Source organism: Sphingobium terrigena (assembly GCF_003591655.1).
In the GTDB taxonomy this organism is placed as follows: Bacteria; Pseudomonadota; Alphaproteobacteria; order Sphingomonadales; family Sphingomonadaceae; genus Sphingobium; species Sphingobium terrigena.
Map to the genome: position 1 here is coordinate 100,156 of NZ_QVRA01000008.1, position 19,491 is coordinate 119,646.

The 19,491-nt window shown below is 64.7% G+C and carries 17 protein-coding genes; 2 read left to right on the forward strand and 15 right to left on the reverse strand.

All coding sequences use genetic code 11. The features are described from left to right. Positions 1-60: 60 nt before the first annotated feature. The 11 genes from cobA to D0Z70_RS11045 all read right to left on the reverse strand — a co-directional run bounded on the left by cobA (position 61) and on the right by D0Z70_RS11045 (position 15,470). Positions 61-843 carry a uroporphyrinogen-III C-methyltransferase gene (gene cobA / locus D0Z70_RS10990; protein WP_119746265.1) on the reverse strand — a complete coding sequence of 261 codons (783 nt, stop codon included), beginning with the start codon at positions 841-843 and terminating at the stop codon, positions 61-63. After that, positions 830-3,439 carry a nitrate reductase gene (locus tag D0Z70_RS10995; RefSeq protein ID WP_119746267.1) on the reverse strand — a complete coding sequence of 870 codons (2,610 nt, stop codon included), beginning with the start codon at positions 3,437-3,439 and terminating at the stop codon, positions 830-832. The genes cobA and D0Z70_RS10995 overlap by 14 nt, the downstream gene beginning before the upstream one ends. A 119-nt stretch (positions 3,440-3,558) precedes the next feature. Further along, positions 3,559-3,894 carry a nitrite reductase small subunit NirD gene (gene nirD, locus D0Z70_RS11005; protein ID WP_119746269.1) on the reverse strand — a complete coding sequence of 112 codons (336 nt, stop codon included), beginning with the start codon at positions 3,892-3,894 and terminating at the stop codon, positions 3,559-3,561. Positions 3,895-3,899: 5 nt separating this feature from the next. Further along, the gene (gene nirB, locus D0Z70_RS11010; protein WP_119746271.1) at positions 3,900-6,422 is read right to left on the reverse strand and encodes a nitrite reductase large subunit NirB; all 2,523 of its coding nucleotides are present in this window, start codon (positions 6,420-6,422) and stop codon (positions 3,900-3,902) included. Positions 6,423-6,625: 203 nt separating this feature from the next. Further along, positions 6,626-7,846: an alginate export family protein gene (locus tag D0Z70_RS11015; protein WP_119746273.1), complete on the reverse strand. Its 1,221-nt coding sequence runs from the start codon at positions 7,844-7,846 to the stop codon at positions 6,626-6,628. A gap of 88 nt (positions 7,847-7,934) precedes the next feature. Further along, complete coding sequence (locus D0Z70_RS11020) at positions 7,935-9,179, reverse strand: nitrate/nitrite transporter (RefSeq protein WP_119746275.1); 1,245 nt, start codon at positions 9,177-9,179, stop codon at positions 7,935-7,937. A gap of 213 nt (positions 9,180-9,392) precedes the next feature. Beyond that, on the reverse strand, positions 9,393-10,607 hold the full coding sequence (locus tag D0Z70_RS11025; RefSeq protein WP_119746277.1) for a CmpA/NrtA family ABC transporter substrate-binding protein: 1,215 nt from the start codon (positions 10,605-10,607) through the stop codon (positions 9,393-9,395). Then, positions 10,604-11,185, reverse strand: a complete 582-nt coding sequence (locus D0Z70_RS11030; protein ID WP_119746279.1) for an ANTAR domain-containing response regulator — start codon at positions 11,183-11,185, stop codon at positions 10,604-10,606. The genes D0Z70_RS11025 and D0Z70_RS11030 overlap by 4 nt, the downstream gene beginning before the upstream one ends. Positions 11,186-11,252: 67 nt before the next feature. Beyond that, positions 11,253-12,782 carry a DHA2 family efflux MFS transporter permease subunit gene (locus D0Z70_RS11035; protein ID WP_119746281.1) on the reverse strand — a complete coding sequence of 510 codons (1,530 nt, stop codon included), beginning with the start codon at positions 12,780-12,782 and terminating at the stop codon, positions 11,253-11,255. An 11-nt stretch (positions 12,783-12,793) separates the two neighbouring features. Further along, positions 12,794-13,963: an EmrA/EmrK family multidrug efflux transporter periplasmic adaptor subunit gene (locus tag D0Z70_RS11040; RefSeq protein WP_119746283.1), complete on the reverse strand. Its 1,170-nt coding sequence runs from the start codon at positions 13,961-13,963 to the stop codon at positions 12,794-12,796. Then, complete coding sequence (locus D0Z70_RS11045) at positions 13,956-15,470, reverse strand: efflux transporter outer membrane subunit (RefSeq protein WP_119746454.1); 1,515 nt, start codon at positions 15,468-15,470, stop codon at positions 13,956-13,958. The genes D0Z70_RS11040 and D0Z70_RS11045 overlap by 8 nt, the downstream gene beginning before the upstream one ends. Positions 15,471-15,559: 89 nt before the next feature. Between D0Z70_RS11045 and D0Z70_RS11050 the strand changes: the two genes are divergently transcribed. After that, positions 15,560-16,231, forward strand: a complete 672-nt coding sequence (locus D0Z70_RS11050) for a TetR/AcrR family transcriptional regulator (RefSeq protein ID WP_119746285.1) — start codon at positions 15,560-15,562, stop codon at positions 16,229-16,231. On the opposite strand, the gene D0Z70_RS11055 is transcribed toward D0Z70_RS11050, so the two are convergent. From D0Z70_RS11055 to D0Z70_RS24915, 4 genes are all read right to left on the reverse strand, one after another. Then, positions 16,186-16,782, reverse strand: coding sequence for a winged helix-turn-helix domain-containing protein (locus D0Z70_RS11055; protein ID WP_239018878.1), 597 nt, complete (start codon positions 16,780-16,782; stop codon positions 16,186-16,188). The genes D0Z70_RS11050 and D0Z70_RS11055 overlap by 46 nt on opposite strands. A 66-nt stretch (positions 16,783-16,848) precedes the next feature. Next, on the reverse strand, positions 16,849-17,748 hold the full coding sequence (locus tag D0Z70_RS11060; protein WP_119746289.1) for a transposase: 900 nt from the start codon (positions 17,746-17,748) through the stop codon (positions 16,849-16,851). Then, on the reverse strand, positions 17,736-18,548 hold the full coding sequence (locus D0Z70_RS11065; RefSeq protein ID WP_119746291.1) for a hypothetical protein: 813 nt from the start codon (positions 18,546-18,548) through the stop codon (positions 17,736-17,738). The genes D0Z70_RS11060 and D0Z70_RS11065 overlap by 13 nt, the downstream gene beginning before the upstream one ends. Further along, positions 18,545-18,685, reverse strand: a complete 141-nt coding sequence (locus D0Z70_RS24915) for a hypothetical protein (protein ID WP_182913929.1) — start codon at positions 18,683-18,685, stop codon at positions 18,545-18,547. The genes D0Z70_RS11065 and D0Z70_RS24915 overlap by 4 nt, the downstream gene beginning before the upstream one ends. A 149-nt stretch (positions 18,686-18,834) precedes the next feature. On the opposite strand from D0Z70_RS24915, the gene D0Z70_RS11070 reads away from it, so the two are divergent. After that, a complete protein-coding gene (locus D0Z70_RS11070) occupies positions 18,835-19,458 on the forward strand; it encodes a response regulator transcription factor (protein WP_119746293.1) in 624 nt (207 codons plus the stop codon). Positions 19,459-19,491 lie beyond the last annotated feature (33 nt).

The window sequence follows — 19,491 nt, forward strand, 5'->3', positions numbered from 1 at the left end:
GGAACCCAGTCCCGACGTTGCAACTGGATTCCCGCCTGCGCGGGAACACATGGGATCAGGTCAGAATGGCAGCGCCACACTCGCCGCCATTTCCACAGGCACGCGCGTCCCCGCCACAGCCTCCCCGATCAGCAGCAGGGTGGGGTCTTCGTCGCTGATCGTCTGCACCAGAAAGGCGAGCGCCGACAGCTTCCCACGAATAAGCCGTTCGCTGGGCAGCGAGACATTGACCGCCACCATCACCGGGGTTTCCGGGTCGCGCCCTGCCGCGATCAGGTTGCGCGCAATCTCGCCCGCCGCCGCGCGGCCCATATAGATGCCGATCGTCCCGCCCGGCCGCGCCAGCGCATCCCAGTCGAGTTTCAACGGTTCGCCCGCCTTCAGATGCGCCGTCACCAGAGTCAGCCCGCGCGCCTTGCCGCGCAGGGTGAGCGAGGCATGGCCGCTCGCCGCCGCCGCGCTCGCCGTGGTGATGCCGGGGCAGATGCGCACATCTATGCCAGCCTCGCCCAGATGGTCCTTTTCCTCCGCCGACCGCCCAAATATCGACGGATCGCCGCCCTTCAGCCGCACCACCCGCTTGCCCGCACGGGCAGCTGCCAGCAACAGGTCATTGATGCTCTCCTGTTGCTTGCTATGCCGCCCGGAGCGTTTGCCCACGCTCACCCGCTCGACCCCGGCGGGGATCAGGTCCAGCACTTGCCGCCCGACCAGCGCATCGTAAAAGACGATGTCGGCGGCGGCGATCAGCTTCTCCGCCTTGCGCGTCAGCAGGTCCGGGTCGCCCGGCCCCGCGCCCACCAGCCACACCTGTCCCCGCGCGATCAATTCATTCGGCTGCATGGAGCGTCTCCTGTTGGGCCTGCGCCAATATGTTGGCCAGCGCGGGACGGCATGACCCGCAATTGGTCCCCGCCCCCAAAGCGGCACCGATCGCGGGAACATCGACCAGCCGCTGTTCGCGAATGGCCGTGACGATGTTGTTCAGGCCAATATCGAAGCAGACGCAGATGATCGCGCCCTTGTCGGGCTGATTGCCCGGCCCGCGCGCGGCCAGCACCGATGCGCCGACGCTTTCGACCGCCAGCTGGCCGATCAGCCAGTCGCGGGTCGGCAATATGCCGCTGCGGGTGACGATCAGCACCCCTGCCAGCTTTCCATCGCGGATGATCGCGACGCGGCGGGTGCCGCGCGTCATGTCGATCGCCTCGACCCGGTCGCCCTTGGGCAGGCACGCTTCCAGCCGCGCCGGATCGCCATTGCCCGCGACTTCATAGAGCGCGCCGCCCGGCACGGTGATGCGCGTGGCCCACAGGCATGGCACGCGGACGGGGTCCGGCCCGCGCAGGATCAGAAAGCCCTTCCATTCGGTGGCGACCTTCTCGACCCGGACGGGGGTGGATTTGAACCCCGGCTGGCCCGAATGGGGATCGACCAGCGGGCGCGGCAACAGGCCGGTGCGGCCGCCGGTCGATTGCTGGTCGGTCCAGTGGATCGGGGTAAACACCTCGCCGGGACGCTGGCCATCGCTGATCCGCGCGCGGAACAGGCTGTCGCCCTGCGGCGTCGATACGCGCGCCAGATCGCCATCGGTAATGCCCAATGCGGCTGCGTCTTGCGGGTGAACCTCGACCAGTGGCTCCTCCCGGTGGCGCGCCAGTTTGGGGCTGAGGCCAGTGCGGCTCATCGTGTGCCACTGGTCGCGATAGCGCCCGGTGTTGAGCGTCATCGGCCAGTCCTTGAGCGGACCCTGCACATCCATTTGACTGACCGGCAACAGCCGCGCCTTGCCATCGGGCGTCGAAAAACGCCCGTCGGCAAAGGGTGTGTCACCCCAGCGGAACGGTGCCATCGCCTCATAGGCATCATTGCCCAGCGTTGCCTGCGCGCGCAGGTTCAGTAGCCGCGCGCCGTCATTCTGATAGGCGGTCAGGCGCGCATGTTCGCGCCAGATGTCGGCGGGACGATCATAGGCGAAGGCGTTGCGCCACCCCATACGGCGGGCCACTTCGGTGACGATCCACCAGTCGGGCTTGGCTTCGGCGGGTAGCGGCAGCAGCGCGCGCTGGCGGCTGATCGTGCGGTCGCTATTGGTGACGGTGCCGTCCTTTTCGCCCCAGGCCGCGGCGGGCAGGCGGACATGGGCGTGGACGCTGGTGTCGGTGGTGGCCATCACCTCCGACACGACGAGGAAAGGGACCTTCTCCAGCGCTTCGCGGACGCGGTTGGCGTCGGGCAGCGACACGGCAGGATTGGTCGCCATCACCCACAAAGCCTTGATCCGGCCTTCGTTGATGGCGCGGAACATATCGACGGCCTTCAGCCCCGGCTTGGTCGCCATCGTCGGCGCGGCCCAGAAACGGCCCACGCGCGCGACATTGTCCGGTGCGAAATCCATATGGGCCGCCAGCGTGGAGGCAAGGCCGCCAACTTCGCGCCCTCCCATGGCGTTGGGCTGGCCGGTGATCGAGAAAGGCGCCGCGCCCGGCTTGCCGATACGACCGGTGGCGAGATGGACGTTGATGATCGCATTGACCTGATCCGTGCCGCGGATCGACTGGTTGATCCCCTGGCTGAACATGGTGACAGTGCGCGGGGTCGCGGCGAACAGTTCGTAAAATTGCTGGAGCGCGGCGGGCGAGACATCGCACGCCCTGGCCGTGGTCCACAGGTCATGGCCGGTGCGGATATGGTCCCAGAAGCCTTCGGGCGCATTGACGCTGCGCGCCAAAAAGTCCGCGTCCAGCAGCTTGCCCTGATCCATCCAGGCGAGCAGCCCGTTCATCAACGCGACGTCGCTGCCGGGCCGCAGCGCCAGATGCAGGTCCGCGCCCTCGCAAGTTTCGGTGCGGCGCGGGTCGATCACCACCAGCTTGGTGCCGCGCGCGGCGCGGGCGGCCTGTATCCGCTGATAGACGATCGGGTGGCACCAGGCGGTGTTGGACCCAATGAGGACAATCAGGTCCGCTTCGTCCAGATCGTCATAGCTGGCGGGAACGACATCTTCGCCAAAGGCCCGGTTATGCCCGGCGACCGCGCTCGACATGCACAGGCGGCTGTTGGTGTCGATATTGGCCGACCCGATAAAGCCCTTCATCAGCTTGTTGGCGACATAATAATCTTCGGTCAATATCTGGCCGGAGACATAGAAGGCGACGCTGTCGGGACCATGTCTGGCGATCGTGTCGGCAAAGCGTTTCGCCACCAGATCGAGCGCCTTGTCCCAACTGGCGCGCTTGTCGCCGATCATGGGATGGAGCAGGCGGACTTCCAGCCCGACCGTCTCGCCCAGATGCGTGCCCTTGGAACAGAGCTTGCCCGCATTGGCGGGATGGGCCTCATCCCCCCTGATCGTCACGGCGCGGCCACCCGTCGGCGTCGCCGCGATGCCGCAGCCGACGCCGCAATAGGCGCAGGTGGTGCGGATCGAATCTACCATTCACCCCTCCCCTTCAGGGGAGGGGACGGGGGTGGGGGCTATCCATCGAGCGCAGCGCCTGAAGCACGCCCCCACCCCAACCCCTCCCCTGAAGGGGAGGGGCTTTTGGTTGCGCTTCCTCACGCCGCCGCCTTCGTCGCTACCGGCCGGGCGATCAGGATGCGGCCATCCTCCTGCTTCACCGCGATCGTCGGGGTGCAGCCTTTATCCTCGCCCTGCGCTTCGCCGGTCTTGAGAGCGATATTCCAATTGTGCAGCGGGCAGGCGACGCTGTGGCCATGGACGATGCCCTGGCTCAGCGGCCCCTTTTTGTGCGGGCATTCATTGACCAGCGCGAATATCTGGTCGTCGCCGGTGCGGAACACCGCAATCTCTTTCTCGCCACCAATCTGAACGGTGCGCGCACCACGCTGCGGAATGTCGGCCAGCGTGCCGATGTCGATCCAGTCGGTCATATGTCTCACTCCGCCGCGATGGAGATAGGGTCGAGATGCTGGTGCAGGTCGCTATTGGCACCTGCCGCCCGCTCCGCCCAGGGATCGTCCTGCATGAACTGCTGCGAAAACAGGAAGCGGGCGCGCAGCGCTTCGCGACCGGTATCATCTTCGACGATCCGCTGCTTTACATAGTCGACCCCGACCCGCTCGATCCACGGCGCGGTGCGCTCCAGATAGCGCGCTTCCTCGCGGTAGAGCTGGGTGAAGGCCGCGCAATAATCGAGCGCTTCCTGCTCGGTCGATACCTTGCACAGCAGGTCAGTGACGCGAACATGGATGCCGCCATTGCCGCCGACATGCAGTTCATAGCCGCTATCGACGCAGACGATGCCGAAATCCTTGATCGTCGCTTCTGCGCAATTGCGCGGGCAGCCCGACACGGCGATCTTGAACTTGTGCGGCATCCACGACCCCCAGGTCATCCGCTCGGTCTTGACGCCAAGGCCGGTGCTATCCTGCGTGCCAAAGCGGCACCATTCGGACCCGACACAGGTTTTGACCGTCCGCAGCGACTTGCCATAGGCGTGGCCGGACACCATGCCCGCCGCGTTCAGATCCGCCCAGACGGCGGGCAGATCTTCCTTCTTGATGCCGAAAATGTCGAGCCGCTGGCCGCCGGTGACCTTGACCATCGGCGCGTCATATTTCTCGACCACATCTGCGATCGCGCGCAATTCACGCGGGTTGGTCAGGCCTCCCCACATGCGCGGGACGACCGAATAAGTGCCATCCTTCTGGATATTGGCGTGCATCCGTTCATTGACGAAGCGGCTCTGCTGATCATCGACATAGACGCCGGGCAGCGCGCACAGCAGATAGTAATTGAGCGCAGGGCGGCAGGAGGAGCAGCCATCGGGCGTGGACCAGTGCAGCTTCTGCATCACTTCGGGGATCGACCGCATATCCTGCGCCACGATTTCGCGGCGGACATCGTCATGGCCGAAACTGGTGCATTTGCACATCGTCCTGGGGCCGGACTGGACATCGTCCCCCAGCGTCAGCGCCAGGATATTTTCCACAAGACCCGTGCAGCTGCCGCAACTGGCCGAAGCCTTGCAGCCCGCGCGCACCGCGTCCAGGCTGCACGCCCCCTTTTCGATGCAGGCGACGACCTGGCCCTTGCTGACGCCGTTGCAGCCGCAAATCTCGGCATCATCCGAGAGCGCTGCAACGGCCGCCTTAGGGTCCATCGCGCCTCCTCCAGAGGCGAAGGCTTGGCCGAAGATCAGCAGGTCGCGAATGTCGGCGACATTTTCGCCGCGCTTCAAGAGATCGAAATACCAGCCGCCATCAGCCGTATCGCCATAGAGGACCGCGCCGACGACCCTGTCGTCCTTCACCACGACCCGCTTGTACACGCCGCGCGACGCATCGCGCAGGACGATATCCTCGCAGCCTTCGCCGCCGGAAAAGTCCCCTGCGGAAAAGACGTCCAGACCCGCGACCTTGAGCTTGGTGGAGGTGACGCTGCCCTTGTAACCCGTATGCCGGTCGGTCAGGCCATCGGCCAGGCTGCGGCACATGTCCCACAGCGGCGCGACCAGACCATAGACATTGCCGTCATGCTCGACGCATTCGCCCACGGCCAATATGTCGGCATCGCTGGTGACCATATGGTCGTCGACCTTGATGCCGCGTCCGACATCCAGACCCGCCTCGCGCGCCAGCGCGACCGAGGGGCGGATGCCGACCGCCATCACCACCAGGCTGGCCGGGATTTGCGTGCCATCCTTCAGGCGCACGCCCTCGACCTTGCCTTGCCCATATACTTCGGCGGTGTCGGCACCGGTCAGGATCGTCTGGCCCCGCCCTTCCAGCGCGCTCTTGAGCAGCCAGGCGGCGGCTTCATCGAGCTGCCTTTCCATCAGCGTGGGCATGATGTGCAGCACCGTCACCTTCATGCCGCGCAGGGTCAGGCCATGCGCCGCTTCCAGCCCCAGCAGCCCACCGCCGATCACCACGGCTTCGCCACCGCCCACAGCCTTGCCCGCCTCAGCCGCCGCGAGCATCGAATCGACATCCTTCATATCGCGGAAGCTGATGACGCCGGGCAGATCCTTGCCGGGCACCGGGATGATGAACGGATCGGACCCCGTGGCGATCAGCAGCTTGTCATAGCCGATGGTGCGACCCGATTGGCTCGTGACGCTCTTGTGGGTGCGGTCGATCGCCGACACCGGATCGGACGTGATCAGCGTGATGCCATTATCATCATACCAGGCGCGGTCGTTGATGATGATGTCATCAAACGTCTTTTCGCCCGCCAGCACCGGGGACAGCATGATCCGGTTATAATTCACATGCGGTTCGGCGCCGAAGATGGTGACGCGATAACGCCCGGCATCGCGCGCCAGCAATTCCTCGACCGCGCGGCATCCGGCCATGCCGTTGCCGACCACCACCAGATGTTCGCGCACGTCATCGGCGGGGACGAGGATTTCCTCCTCGCTGTCCGTCACCGGACTCAATCCGTCCTGAAATTCCATCCTCGTCACTCCGGAAAACAAAAAAGCCGCCATCCTGACCCCCGGTGAGAACCGAAAGTCAGGATGGCGGCTTTGCCATCATAGTCGCCTTGCCGATCCGTCCCTGGATCGCTTCGGCTATGGTTGGAAGGGCAACATCGCCCTCTTGCAATGCACCATAAACGGAATCGCCTGACGGCTCAAGCGATTCCGTTCGTGATCAATCAATAAGCCCAGTCGGCCTGAAGCCACAATTTCTGCGTGTCCGTGGCCATCGTCTTGGCATCATATTTGGCGTAGCGGACGGACAGCGCCGTCTTCTTCACCTTCGCGGATGCGATAAGGTTGATTTCGTCGCCATAATGCTGGTCCAGCCGGTCGCTGTCGAAACGGTGCCAGACGACCTGGAGCGCGACAGCGGAGAGCGGGCCGAGCTGTTTCCAGCCATAGCCCCCGCCGACATAAAGGTCGCGGATGCCGTTCCCCGGCGTCGTCAGGAACTTGTCTGCCCAGCCCTGAAACTTGAAATTGGTGCCGAGCGGCGTCTGGAAACTGGTAAAAGGCGCGCCGCTGCTGGCCCCCAGCACTTCATAACCGGCGTTGAGTTTCCAGCCCTTCACATCCAGCGTCGCGTCCGCCAGCCAATAGTCCGCGCTGTAATTATTGGGGTTGGCATGATGGTCAGCCTGCCTGGCATAGCTCAGCTGATAGGAGAGTTTCGCCACCTTGGACAAAGGCTGCGTCCCGGCCAGCCGCACACCATAGGTCTGGCTCGACAGGCGGTAGGCCTGCATCGCCGCTTCATCCTGATCGACCAGATAGGCAAAGCCCGTCAGCGTGCCGACCGGCGTAACATAAGAGAGGTTGGCGAAAATATTGTCGCCGCTCACCGCCTGCTGCCGTGCGCCCTTGCCCTGGAAGCCCCAGATGGTGCGCACGCTCCAGGCGTAGGATACGTCCAGTTTCAGCCCCTTTGCCGGGGTGAGTTCCATCCGCACCGCGTCGAACGTCTGGCCATTGTTGCGGAAGGCGACATTGCCGACAAAACGCTCGTCATCCAGCGCGATCTTCTGCCGGCCGCCGGTCAATGTGACCGTCTTGGTCTTGTACTGGAGCTGCGCGATATAGAGCGCGATATTTTCAGGATCGGCGACGATCGGCCGGGTCGCGGCCCCGTTCAGCCCGTCAAAATATTTGTCGACGACTGCCAGATTGCCCTGCCCGATCACCGTGGCGCTCAAAGCCCCGCTGGTCGCGACCAGCCCGGCGCGGGCGCGGATGGTCAGCGCGTCGGACTTTTCCGTGGCCAGCCCTTCCTGATCGGCATGTTCGTAGCGCAACCGCGCTTCGGCCACTGGCTTGAGCTTGATGTCCTGGGCCTGGGCCGTGGACATGGCGGTCCCTGCGGCGACCAATGTGGCCGCCGTTGCGTATAGATACTTCATGATAGTCATCCCCCCTCGGATGATGTTGCGACCAATTTAAGGAGGCGGCCTTGCTGTAAAGGTCCGCCCCCGCCCCTCCAAACTCTAATCAGATGCGGGCGCCCGTGCTCCAGGTCGCGCGCCACCGGGCCTTGACCATCGCAAGGCCTGCAAAGGCGATGACCGCCAGCCCGGCAAAGATCAGGAACCCGGCCGAAAAGCTGCCGGTCAGCTGCTTGGCAAAGCCCAGCGAGCTGGCGAGATAGAAGCCGCCAATGCCGCCTGCCATGCCGACCAGACCGGTCATCACGCCGATTTCCGCCTGGAACCGCTGCGGCACCAGCTGGAATACCGACCCGTTGCCTGTGCCCAGCGCCAGCATGGCGAGGACGAAGAGGCCAAGAGCCGTCACCAGCGTAGTGGCGAAAGCAACACCGGCCAGCGCAATTGCGGCCACGACATAGACGATCATCAGCGCCTTAACCCCGCCAATCCTGTCGGCGAGCGCCCCCCCCATCGGACGGACCAGCGACCCGGCGAACACGCAGCCTGCGGTGCAATAGCCCGCCATTACCGGGGTCAGGCCGAACTGGTCGGTGAAATAGATCGGCAGGCTGGCTGCCAGGCCGACAAAGCCACCGAAAGTCACGGCATAGAAGGCCATGAGCAGCCAGGCGTCTGCCTGCTTGAGCGGCTGAAAATAATCGATCATCTTCTTGGGCTGCGGCGCGTTGGGCGCGTCCTTCGCCATGATCATATAGATGACGAAAACGATGCTGAGCGGGATGCAGGCGAGGCCCAGCACCGCGTTCCAGCCGAACAATTTGGCCAGACCCGGCGCAAACAGGGCGGCCAGGACGGTACCCGAATTGCCCATGCCCGCCAGACCCATCGCCTTGCCCTGATGCTCGGCGGGATACCAGCGGCTGGCGAGCGGCAGCGCAATCGCAAAGCTCGCCCCGGCAAAACCCAGCACGACGCCCAGCGCCAGCGTGCCTTCAAAACTGTCGATGCCCATGGCCCAGGCGGTGAACAGGCCGATGATGACAATCACCTGGCTGATCGCGCCCGACAATTTGGGACCGATGCGGTCGACCAGCAGGCCGTTGACGACGCGCAGCAGCGCGCCCATCAGCGTCGGCGTGGCGACCATCAGCCCCTTTTCGGCCGGCGTCAGCATCAGCGTCTTGGCGATCATCGGGGCAAGCGGCCCCAACAGCACCCACACCATGAAGGCCAGGTCGAAATAGAGAAAGGCCGCGATCAGCGTCGGCGTGTGGCCGGCCTTCCAGAAGCTGGTCGTGGCGGGGGCCAGTTCACCCTCCTTGTCGCCATCCCAATAAGCAGTTGCCATGATAGGTCATCCCAGACTCGAAAATGAACAAAAAAAGCCGCAGGCCGGACATCACCCGATGGGGAGTCCGGTCAGCGGCTTTGCTGTATGATAGGTCGGAATGACGGTCCCGACCTTGGGATGGCGCATTCCTGTCAAACGCGCATCGTCGCGCGGTTACAATCTTATCTCGCGATTCGCGTCATGTTGCAAGGCACAATTTTTCGCGCCAAATCAACGCAGCGGCGCAAAGCCGCTCAGAAAGTCATCGATTCGTTCCGGGTCGAACACCCGCTTGTCGAAGAAGCTGTCCGGTCCCAGCGTCAGTTCGCCCCGGCGCGATCCGACCGCCAATGGCGATGCGACCGCCCCTTCCAGCTTCATACTGGCGCCAGGCATCGGCACATTGCTGTCGGCCAGTGCGCGGCGGAATATGTCGGGACGGAACACTGCTCCCGCCCGTGTCGCGGTGGCGGCATCATGATCGACCATGCCCCAGCGCACCAGTTGCGAATAGATCCACAGCGCCTGACTGCGCCAGGGGAAGGGCGTCGCTTCCCGCCCGAACAGCATGAAATCCGGGCTGACGATCGGCGGCTCCCCCGCCCGCGCGACGATGCCGCCCGACAGCGCGCGTTCAATCAGATAGGCAGGCTGATCGACATAATCCGGCCGGGCGAGCAGATTGGCAAGGTCATCCCTGTGCGCCGGGTCATCACACCACGCCGCCGCGCGCACCAGCGCGCGCAGCAGCCGGTCGACGGCGTGCGGATTTTCCTCCAGCCAGGATTCGCGAAAGGCCAGCACCTTTTCGACACCGCGCCGCCAGATACGCTCGCCAATCGCCACGGTTTCCGCCAGCCCCGCTTCCACCGCCGCGCTGCCCCAGGGCTCGCCCGCGATGAAGCCGTCAATCTCGCCCGCGTGCATCGCCTCGACCGTCAGCGACGGCGGCAGCACGCGCAGCACGACGTCGCGATCCGGGTCCACGCCCGCGCTGGCCAGCCAGTAGCGCAGCATGATCGCATGGCTGGAAAAACGATGAACGACGCCGATCACCGGCTTGCGCCGCCACAGGCCGATCGCGGCGGCAAAATCATGCGCGGTGCCCAGCGGATCGGCCAGTCGGCTGGCGATGACCGGCTCCAGCGCCTTGGCAAAATCGCACGCCATCACCAGCATATTGCCGTTGACGTTCAGCTTGTAGGGTGCGGCCAGCGGGGCGGGTTGCTGGCTCAGCCCCAGCGTCACCGCGACGGCCAGCGGCGCCAGCATATGCGCGCCCTGCACCTGACCATAGACCAGCCGGTCGCGCAGCGTCGCCCAGCTGGTGGTCCGCACCAGATCAAGGGCGATCCCCTCTTCCTCGGCAAAACCCCGCTCCCGTGCCGCCACCAGGACGGCTGCATCAGTCAGCGGCAGGAAGGCGATGCGCAGCCCTATCGTCATAATCCCCCTCCCAACAGGTCGCTGGCGGTGATCAGCGCCTGCGCCACGTCCACAATCTTCTTGCCCTGATTCATCGCCGCCGTCCGCAGCAACGCATAGGCGTCCTGCTCACTCAGCGATCGCTGGTTCATCAGGATGGACTTGGCCCGGTCGATGACCTTGCGGTCGGACAAGGCACTGCGCGCCTCGTCCAGTTCGCTCTGGATCTTGGCAAAGGCGTTGAAGCGCCGCACCGCCAGTTCCAGCACCGGCTTGACCCGTTCCTTGCGCAACCCATCGACGACATAGGCGGACACGCCCGCGTCGATCGCCGCGCCGATCATCGCCTCGTCAGACTGGTCCACGAACATGGCGATCGGCCGGGCCAGCGCGCGGCTGACGGTCAGCATTTCCTCCAGCGTATCGCGGCTGGGGCTGCCCAGATCCATCAGCACGACATCGGGGGCCATGCGTTCGAGGCGCGCGACAAAGCCGCCACGCGGCGGGACGATATGAATATCGTCATAGCCCGCCTCATGCAGCCCCTCTTCCAGGACGCTGGCCCGCAATCCACTGTCATCGATGATGACGATTCGCATCTGTCCCCGCCTCTTCGCCCGCTTAAGTGGCCGCGATGCTGCGTCGCGTCAATCATCGACATGCCGGTCAGTGCGCGGCGGACATATCCACATTGGCGCGCGGGCGCGGCGCGAGCCAGACTAGAGCAGCCGCCACGAACAGGATCATGGCCGATATGAAGAATATGTGATCGACAGCGATAGCCAGCGCTTCCTGATCGACGATGTTCGATATGATCTGCCGTATCTGATCGGTCGACATGCCGATATTGGCCAGTGCCGATTGCGTATCGGCCGGCTGAAGCACACCGGCCAGTTCATTGCGCGAAACCCGCTGGCCATCGCCCCAGCCGGTCAGCACCAGCGATGTCGCCATGGCAATCGCCATCGTGCGCAGGAAGTTCTGAAGCCCTGCTGCCGAAGCCGTCTCTTCGGGCCGCACTGACCCCAGCGTCAACGTCGTCAGCGGAATCATGAAGAAGGGAATGGCAAAACCCTGGATGAACTGGGGGGCGGCCATGCTCCAGAAATCAATCGAGCTGGTCCAGTGCGCGCGCCACAGGGTCATCAGGCCCAGCCACAGCACTGCAACCGAAATCATCAGGCGCGGATCGACCCGGCTCATCATCCTGGCCGCGATCGGCGCGCTCATCAATGCGGCCATGGCGGTGAAGGCGGTGACGATGCCAGCCCAGGTTGCGGTATAGCCCATGGACGACTGGAGCCATTGCGGGATGACGACGATGCCGGAAAAATAGGCACCGAAGCACAGCGCCAGCGACAGGACGCCCGACGTGAAACCGATATGCCGGAACACCCGCAGATCGACGACCGGATGCTCCTCCGTCAATTCCCAGATGATGAACGCCAGGAAGCCGATCACTGCCAGAACGCCCAAAATGACGATCAGCGGATCAGCAAACCAGTCATGATCGCGGCCGATATCCAGCATGATTTGCAGACAGCCGATCCAGAAAACCAGCAATACCAGCCCAACCTTGTCGATCGGCACGCGCGCCGTTTCCGTTTCAACGGGGCGCAGCAGCGCCATTGCCGCGAACACGCACAGGACAGCGATCGGCAGGTTGATGAAGAAGATCCAGTGCCAGCTCCAATTGTCGCTGATATAACCGCCGATAATCGGTCCCATCGCCGGACCCAGCAACGTCGTCATCGCCCACAGGCCCATCGCCCGCGCGCGCCGTTCGGGCGGGAAAATACGCAGCAACAAGGTCTGCGACATCGGCATGATCGGCCCGCCGCACAGCCCCTGGCCGATGCGGCAGACGACGATCATGCTGAGCGACATGGACAGGCCGCACAGCACGGAAAACAGGCCAAAGCCGATCATCGCCGAGATGAACATCTTTACCACGCCAAAGCGCTGCGCCAGCCATCCGGTCAGCGGCACGCAAATCGCTTCCGCCACCGCATAGGATGTGATGATCCACGTCCCCTGATCGGGCGTGATGCCCATATTGCCAGCAATATGCGGCACGGACACATTGGCGATGGTCAGGTCCAGCACGACCATGAAATTGCTGAGCGCCAGCACCAGCCCGGCCAATGTCCGCTGCCGCGGCGTCAACCGGTTAAAGATATTATCCTCGCCGCTCACGATCCGGCCTTTCAGTGACCGGAAAGGTCGATCTCGACCTCCGTGGAAAAGCCGACGCGCAACGGGTGGGCAGCCAGCTCCTTGGGGTCCAGCGCGATGCGGACGGGCAGGCGCTGGACAACCTTGATCCAGTTGCCGGTCGCATTTTGCGCCGGGATCAGCGAGAGCGACGATCCGGTGCCGCCGGAAAAGCCCACCACCTTGCCATGATAGACGACATCGCTGCCGTAAATGTCAGCGACCACCGTGGCGGGCATCCCCACCTTCACCCGACGCAGCTGGCGCTCCTTGAAATTGGCGTCGACATAGACCTGCGCCAGCGGCACGATCGTCATGATCGGGCTGCCCTGCGCGACGCGCTGGCCAACCTGCACCTGGCGCTTGGTGATGACACCGTCGATCGGCGCGCGGATCACCGTGCGGTCCAGGTCCAGCTTGGCCGCGTCCAGCTTGGCCTGCGCCACCATCACGCCCGGATCGGTATCCACGCTCGAACCGCTGACCAGCGCATCATTGGCGGCCAGCTGCCCGCTCGCCGCGCTGCGCGTCGCCTGCGCCGTGGTGACGCCCGCGCGGGCAAGGTCCAGCGCGGCGCGCGCGGCGGCATAGGCGGTGCGCGCGCTGGTCACCTCATCGCCCGACACCGCGCCTTCGCCCACCAGCGCCTCACGCCGTTGCAGGTCGATCCGCGCCTTGTCGACATTGGCCTGTGCGCTCGCCAGCTGGGCGCGCGCCTGCGCAATGTCCGCGCCGCGTGCATCGACCTGGGCTTCCAGCGCATTGCTGGTCGCGCTGCTCTGGCGAAATTTCCGGCGCGCTTCGGCCAGATCCGCCTGCGCCTGGGAAATGGCGATGCGCGCATTGGTCGGGTCGAGCCGCACCAGCACATCACCGCGCTTCACCGCCTGCGTGTCACTGATCAATACCTGCGTCACCTGCGCCGAAATAAGCGGCGTCACCTGCGCCATTTCCGCGTTCACATAGGCATTGTCGGTGCTGACATGGTTGCGCCCGATCAGCAGATACCATGCAGCCCAGAGCAGCGCCGCAATCACGACCGCCAGCGCCAGCCGGGTCAGCCAGGTCTTGCGCGCCGCAGCGCGATCCGCCTTTTGCGTGTCGGCCGACGCAGCAGCGCCTGACGCCGCGGGGGCGGAAAATTCGGGGGCGGCATCAGCCATGCGGAGCGTCCTTGGGCAGGGTGGCGCTGGCGGCGAAACCGCCACCCAGCGCACGGATCAGGGCAATATCGAGCGAAAAGGCGTTGGCCTCCAGCGCGGAAACGGATCGACGGGCAGCAATCAGTTGGTCCTCGACATTCAGCACGTCGAGATAGGTGGACAGGCCGCCATCATAGCGTTTGCGCGCAATGCCATAGGCGTCCTGCGACGCCGTCAACGCGGCCCGCGCATCCACCAGTCGATCGTCAAGCGTGCGGCGGCTGGTCAGCGCATCGGCCACTTGGCTGTAGGCGGCCAGCACGCTCTTGTCATAATTGGCCACCGCCTCGTCATAGCTGGCGCGCGCGCCGCGATACTGACCCTGCAACGCGCCGCCATGGAATATCGGCAGGCTGATCGCCGGCCCAGCGCTGCCAAACAGCGAATCCTTGTCGAACAGGCTGTTATAGAAAGGCTTAGCCGATCCATTGACGCCGGTACCGTTGAACATAGTGTTGTAACCCAGCGACTGGACCCCGATCAGCGCGCTCAGCCGCACCGCCGGGTAGAAATCGGCGCGCGCGACCTTGACCTGTTTCGCTGCGGCTTCCGTCCGGGCCAGCGCGGCCGCAATGTCCGGGCGGCGGGCGACCAGATTGGTCGTGACATCGGCGGGCAGGCCGACCGGCATCAGGCGGCCCTTGGGCGGGCGGGTGATCGACATGCCCCGATCCGGCCCGGCCCCGACCAGCGCGGCAATCTGATGCTGGCGCAGCGCAATCGCCATGCGCGCACCCGCCAATTGCGCCCGCGCCGCCGCGACAGTCGCGTCCGACTGGCGCAAGCTCCCGCGCGTTTCCAGCCCGTTCCGACGGCGATCGGCAACCAGCTTCTGGCTGGCGACCCGAATGTCGAGCGTTTGCTGTTGCAGTTCGGCTTCATCATAGAGCCGCGCCAGATCGGCATAGGCGTCGGCGATCCCCGTGGTCAGCGCCAGCCGCGCCTGCTGCGCGTCCAGCTGTGCCGCCCGCGCCTGCGAGGTGGCAGCGGCCAGCGCCGCCTTGTTCCGACCCCACAGATCAAGGTCGAAGCCCAGATTGAGCGCCAACTGGCCGGTGCCAAGCCAGCCCTGCGGAATAAACTCCTTGGGTTGTCCCATATTATAGCTTTGCTTGGTCGTCCCGGCCTTTGCATCCAGATCGACCGACGGCAGCAAAGCTGCGCCAGCCTGTTGCGCCATGCCCTGCGCCTGCGCGAAGCGGGCGGCGGCAATCGCCATGTCGGGCGCGTTGGCCAGCCCTTCCTCGATCAGCGCGGTCAGTTGCGGGTCGCCATAGGCGGTCCACCAGCCTTCGCCCGGCCAGGCGGCATCAGGTGCGCGCAGGCTCTCCTGCGCCGCCACGCTTTGCGCCGTGCGGATCGCGGGCGGGGCACCAAGATCAGGCACCGCCGCGCAGGCCGACAGCAGCGACAGCGCCGTTGCCGGGATCAGGAAGCGTTTGGGGAAAAACAGGCGACTCACCGACATGACAAACCGTACCATCCAGTATGAAAACTGCCATTGCCGCTGTTGCGAGGCCTTGTCAACAAAATTACCATACTCTATGGTACGGTTTAATGACAGGTCTGGATACATCTCCTCCCCCCAGCCGAAGGGAAGCGCGCAGGCAAGACCGGCGGGACACTATCCTTATGGTTGCAGAGGGATATTTCCTGGAACATGGCTATGCCGGGACGACCATGTCGGGCATCGCAGCAGCGCTGGGCGGGTCCAAGGGGACGCTCTGGAATCATTTCCCGTCAAAGGAAGATCTATTTTCTGCCGTCCTTGATCGGGTGGCTACTGCCTATCGCATGCAACTCTCGCAAATCCTCGATCCATGCGGCCTGCTCAAGCCAACGCTGCTGCGCGCCTGCCGCAGTCTGCTCGACAAGGTGTGCTCCGCACAAGCCATCGCCTTGCACCGGCTGATCTATGCAGAGGGCGCGCGATTTCCCGAACTCAGCCGGATTTTCTTCGAGCTTGCGCCGCGACACACACGCGCCCTGCTTGCTGACTTCATTCAAGGCGCGATGGATCGTGGACAGCTCAGACAGGCTGATCCGGCCGATGCCGCGCGCGCATTGATGGCCCTGACCATGTCAGGCAGTCATCAGCAATTGTTGATCGGACAGATTATTCAGCCAACTCCGGGGGCGATGCGCGATGATGTCGCACTGGCAGTCGACCTGTTCATGCGCGCCTATGCCCCTGACAGCGCGGTCCCGACCGCCGGACAGAGCGCATAGCCCCGCCCCTTGACCGTCCGCAGCAGCGGCCAGTCAAAACCCCGATCGATCTTGGCGCGCAGCCGCGACATATGCACCTCGACGCTGTTGGTGCCGGGATCAAACTCCAGCCGCCACACCGCACGTAATAGCGCGTCGCGACTGACCGCCTCCCCCGGCCGCCGCGCCAGATGGAGCAGCAGCGCATATTCGCGGGCCAGCAGCGGGATCGCATGGCCCGCCCGTTCGACCTGCCGGTCGACCAGATGGATCAAAAGGTCGCCCACCCGCAAGCGGGGCTGGTCGTCGCGGGCCAGCCGGATGATCCGTGCGACGGCTTCCCCCTCATGCATCCACGGGCCGACAACATCCTGCGCGCCCCCCTCCAGCGCGCGGGCGCGGGCAGCGGGATCGTCCACGCCCTGCCAGAGGATCGTCGCATCGCTGATGCTGACCCGTGGCGGATCGCCCCCCGCCCCCTGCATCGCCAGATCGAAGCCGCGCGCGCTCAGCGCCCGTGCCAGCGGTGCGAAATCACTGCCCAATCCGTGACAATCGACCCGCCTGCCCACCCGTCATCCACCAATAACTGACCCGCTGCATCCGACCGCCGACACAGCGCAAAGACAAGCCAATCCCTATCCATTTCGGACAGTTCGCAGTGCCGCTTCACTCGCAAACCGGATCAGTGGACTGCTGCTGCGCGCGCCGGATACCCAATGGTCCAGCCGCGCCGCGCTGGTCAGCCCGGTGCCGATCGCATCCCACGCCGTCCGCCGCATGGCGTCAGCGGGATGGCGTGCGGCAAAGTCCTGCGCCAGGTCGATCGCATTGCCGCTGCCGCACCCCACCGCCAGTTCCAGCAGCAATTGCGCGCTGGCCACGGTCATGCACTCGGCGATCGTGGTGCGAACGGTGTCGAACCGATATTGCCGTCGCCAGCCCTGATCGGGCGCACTGGCCAATATGTTGAGCGAGACCGACAGGGACTCAGGCGGCAATTGCGCATGAATGTCGCGATTGGCGCGGTAGAGCAGCATACGTCCCTGCGACAAATGGCTGCGCTCCATGAAACGCAGCGCCACCGCCTCCCCCGCAGCGCCCGCGACATCGCCGTCATACTCATAATAGTCCGATCCATAGCCCGGTCCCAGATAGCCGATGGTCAGAAAGTCAAAACCATGGTCGTGCGGCACATGATAGAGGAAGGGGGCGGGACCACTCATCCGCACCACATGGTCGCGCTCAGCGGGCCAGAAGGCGGCACGCAGCACATATTTGCCCCTGGGCGCGCGAAGCAGCATGACCTGCGCCGAATAGGGGTTGACCTGCCGCTGACCCGCGCAGCGCGTCTTGAGTTCGGCGATGGCGAAGTCTGCCAGGAAATCGCGGTTGCGCGACAAGGCCCGCAGCATCGGCGCGGCAGCGACCAGCCCTTCCTCGCAGGAGGGATCGAAGGCCGGGCTTTCGCACCAGTCGACCAGCGCATCGAGGTCGATGACATTGTCATCCGGCTCCGGTTCGATCAGGCGGGGCATGGCACGCCCCCGATCTGCGCCAGCGTCCCCGCCGCCAGCGCCCGCACCGCCGCATCGCTTTCCTTCTGCGCCATCGCACGCAACGCAGGCAAAGCGCTTGCCGTATCGAGCGCCAGATATTCGCGCATCACCGCCCAGCGCTGCGCGGCAAGCGGCGTGTCGAGCGCCTGAGCAAACTGCGCCGCCGCATCGCTACGCCCCTGCACTCGCAGCAGCGACAGCAGCATCAGCGCGCGGGCATGGCCCTCATCCGCCTCCGCCCGCGCCACCAGCACGCCGGTTGCGGACTCATATATGCGCGAACAGACCGGGCCTCGCCCCGCAATCTGCGCCCGCAACAGCATCAGCGGCGCGTCGTCCGGCAGGATGCGCAGCGTCTCATGCCGCTCGTCCAGTTCCAGCACATCGCCCACCGCGCAATGACGCGGCCCGGTGGGCACCGCCCGCTCTCCCTCCAGCCGAAACCCCTCGCCCCGCAGCGCGCGGTTGAGCGGTCGGCAGAGCATATGGCGGCCGGAAAAATGCACCCGCGATCCCGCTTGCTCGACCTGGTCGATCACCGTCGCCGACAGCCAGACCCGCTCGGTCCGCGCCAGCACCAGATGCCGGGCCGCACCGCTGCGGCTGGCGCGAAAGCTGGGCAGGTGCATGGGGTCGGCGGTCATCGCCGCGCAGCCCTGCGCCAGCAGATCGTTGAACCAGCCTATATCGTGCAGAAATGGCCGGATCAGCGCGATCGCGTGATCGGGCGGGGCATCCTGCGCCTGCGCGACGGCCTGCCCCAAAGCCGCCAAATTCATGGCATATCAATGATCGCGATCACAATATCCATCAGGCTGATGTCCAGCACATCGCCATCCTGCAACCCGAACAGGCTGGCCCCGGCGGGCAGATCGGCAATGTCGTCAATGGCCAGTTGCGGCACGGTCTGTGGCATAAGCATCCTCCTTCTGTGGGTCGCAAAGGGGAGGCTATGGCGCACGCATGCATCGAACCAATTAAATGAATTTAATCGTGGCTACCCTCCGTTAACCATTTCTTTGCGCGGCAATCCTATCCTATTGAACGCAGCAAAAGGGTGGAGCCATGCAGATCTTCAAGCGCAATCGCAGCCGTCGGCCCGACGATATGGAGACAAGCGACGTCGCCCGCCCCCAACGCCGCCTGCGCGTGCTGCTGATCGATGAAAATCCCACCGCGCGCGCCGTCGTCGCCCGCCGCCTGTCGCATCTCAATTATGATGTCGCGCTGGCGGAAAATGGCTTTGTCGCGGTCAACTTGCTGGTGACCCGCCCGGCCGACATCGTGCTTGTAGACATGGGGCTGACGATGCTGCCCGCCGTCGCGACGATGAAGAAGATCCGCGCCGCGAACCTCGCCCTGTCCGCCTGTTTCGTCATGCTCACCGGGCGACTCGACAGCCAATCCACGGTGGAGGCGCTGGATGCCGGGGCCGATGACCATGTCGTCAAACCCTTTGATTTCGACGTGCTGGACGCCCGTATGCGCCATCTGTGCCAGCGGGCCGAAACGCTGGGCACGCTCACCCGCCACAATGCCGAACTCGACGCCCGCATCGCGCGCCGCGCGGTGGAACTGGGCGAAACCCGCGAAACCCTGCGCGAACTCCAGGCCGACCGCGCGCGGCTCGTCTCGTCCATCCAGGCGCTGCATGATGAAGTCGAACGACTGAGCGCGCAGCAGGGCTGAATCACCCAACGCCGTTCGTTTCGAGCGCAGTCG

Bases quoted from the DNA above. Each gene is read 5' to 3' on its own strand.
- cobA (WP_119746265.1), bottom strand. From the start codon at position 843: ATGCAGCCGAATGAATTGATCGCGCGGGGACAGGTGTGGCTGGTGGGC.
- D0Z70_RS24915 (WP_182913929.1), bottom strand. From the start codon at position 18,685: ATGCCACAGACCGTGCCGCAACTGGCCATTGACGACATTGCCGATCTG.
- D0Z70_RS11065 (WP_119746291.1), bottom strand. From the start codon at position 18,548: ATGAATTTGGCGGCTTTGGGGCAGGCCGTCGCGCAGGCGCAGGATGCC.
- D0Z70_RS11025 (WP_119746277.1), bottom strand. From the start codon at position 10,607: ATGACGATAGGGCTGCGCATCGCCTTCCTGCCGCTGACTGATGCAGCC.
- D0Z70_RS11045 (WP_119746454.1), bottom strand. From the start codon at position 15,470: ATGTCGGTGAGTCGCCTGTTTTTCCCCAAACGCTTCCTGATCCCGGCA.
- nirB (WP_119746271.1), bottom strand. From the start codon at position 6,422: ATGGAATTTCAGGACGGATTGAGTCCGGTGACGGACAGCGAGGAGGAA.
- nirD (WP_119746269.1), bottom strand. From the start codon at position 3,894: ATGACCGACTGGATCGACATCGGCACGCTGGCCGACATTCCGCAGCGT.
- D0Z70_RS11050 (WP_119746285.1), top strand. From the start codon at position 15,560: ATGACAGGTCTGGATACATCTCCTCCCCCCAGCCGAAGGGAAGCGCGC.
- D0Z70_RS11060 (WP_119746289.1), bottom strand. From the start codon at position 17,748: ATGCCCCGCCTGATCGAACCGGAGCCGGATGACAATGTCATCGACCTC.
- D0Z70_RS11030 (WP_119746279.1), bottom strand. From the start codon at position 11,185: ATGCGAATCGTCATCATCGATGACAGTGGATTGCGGGCCAGCGTCCTG.
- D0Z70_RS11015 (WP_119746273.1), bottom strand. From the start codon at position 7,846: ATGAAGTATCTATACGCAACGGCGGCCACATTGGTCGCCGCAGGGACC.
- D0Z70_RS11040 (WP_119746283.1), bottom strand. From the start codon at position 13,963: ATGGCTGATGCCGCCCCCGAATTTTCCGCCCCCGCGGCGTCAGGCGCT.
- D0Z70_RS11020 (WP_119746275.1), bottom strand. From the start codon at position 9,179: ATGGCAACTGCTTATTGGGATGGCGACAAGGAGGGTGAACTGGCCCCC.
- D0Z70_RS11070 (WP_119746293.1), top strand. From the start codon at position 18,835: ATGCAGATCTTCAAGCGCAATCGCAGCCGTCGGCCCGACGATATGGAG.
- D0Z70_RS10995 (WP_119746267.1), bottom strand. From the start codon at position 3,439: ATGGTAGATTCGATCCGCACCACCTGCGCCTATTGCGGCGTCGGCTGC.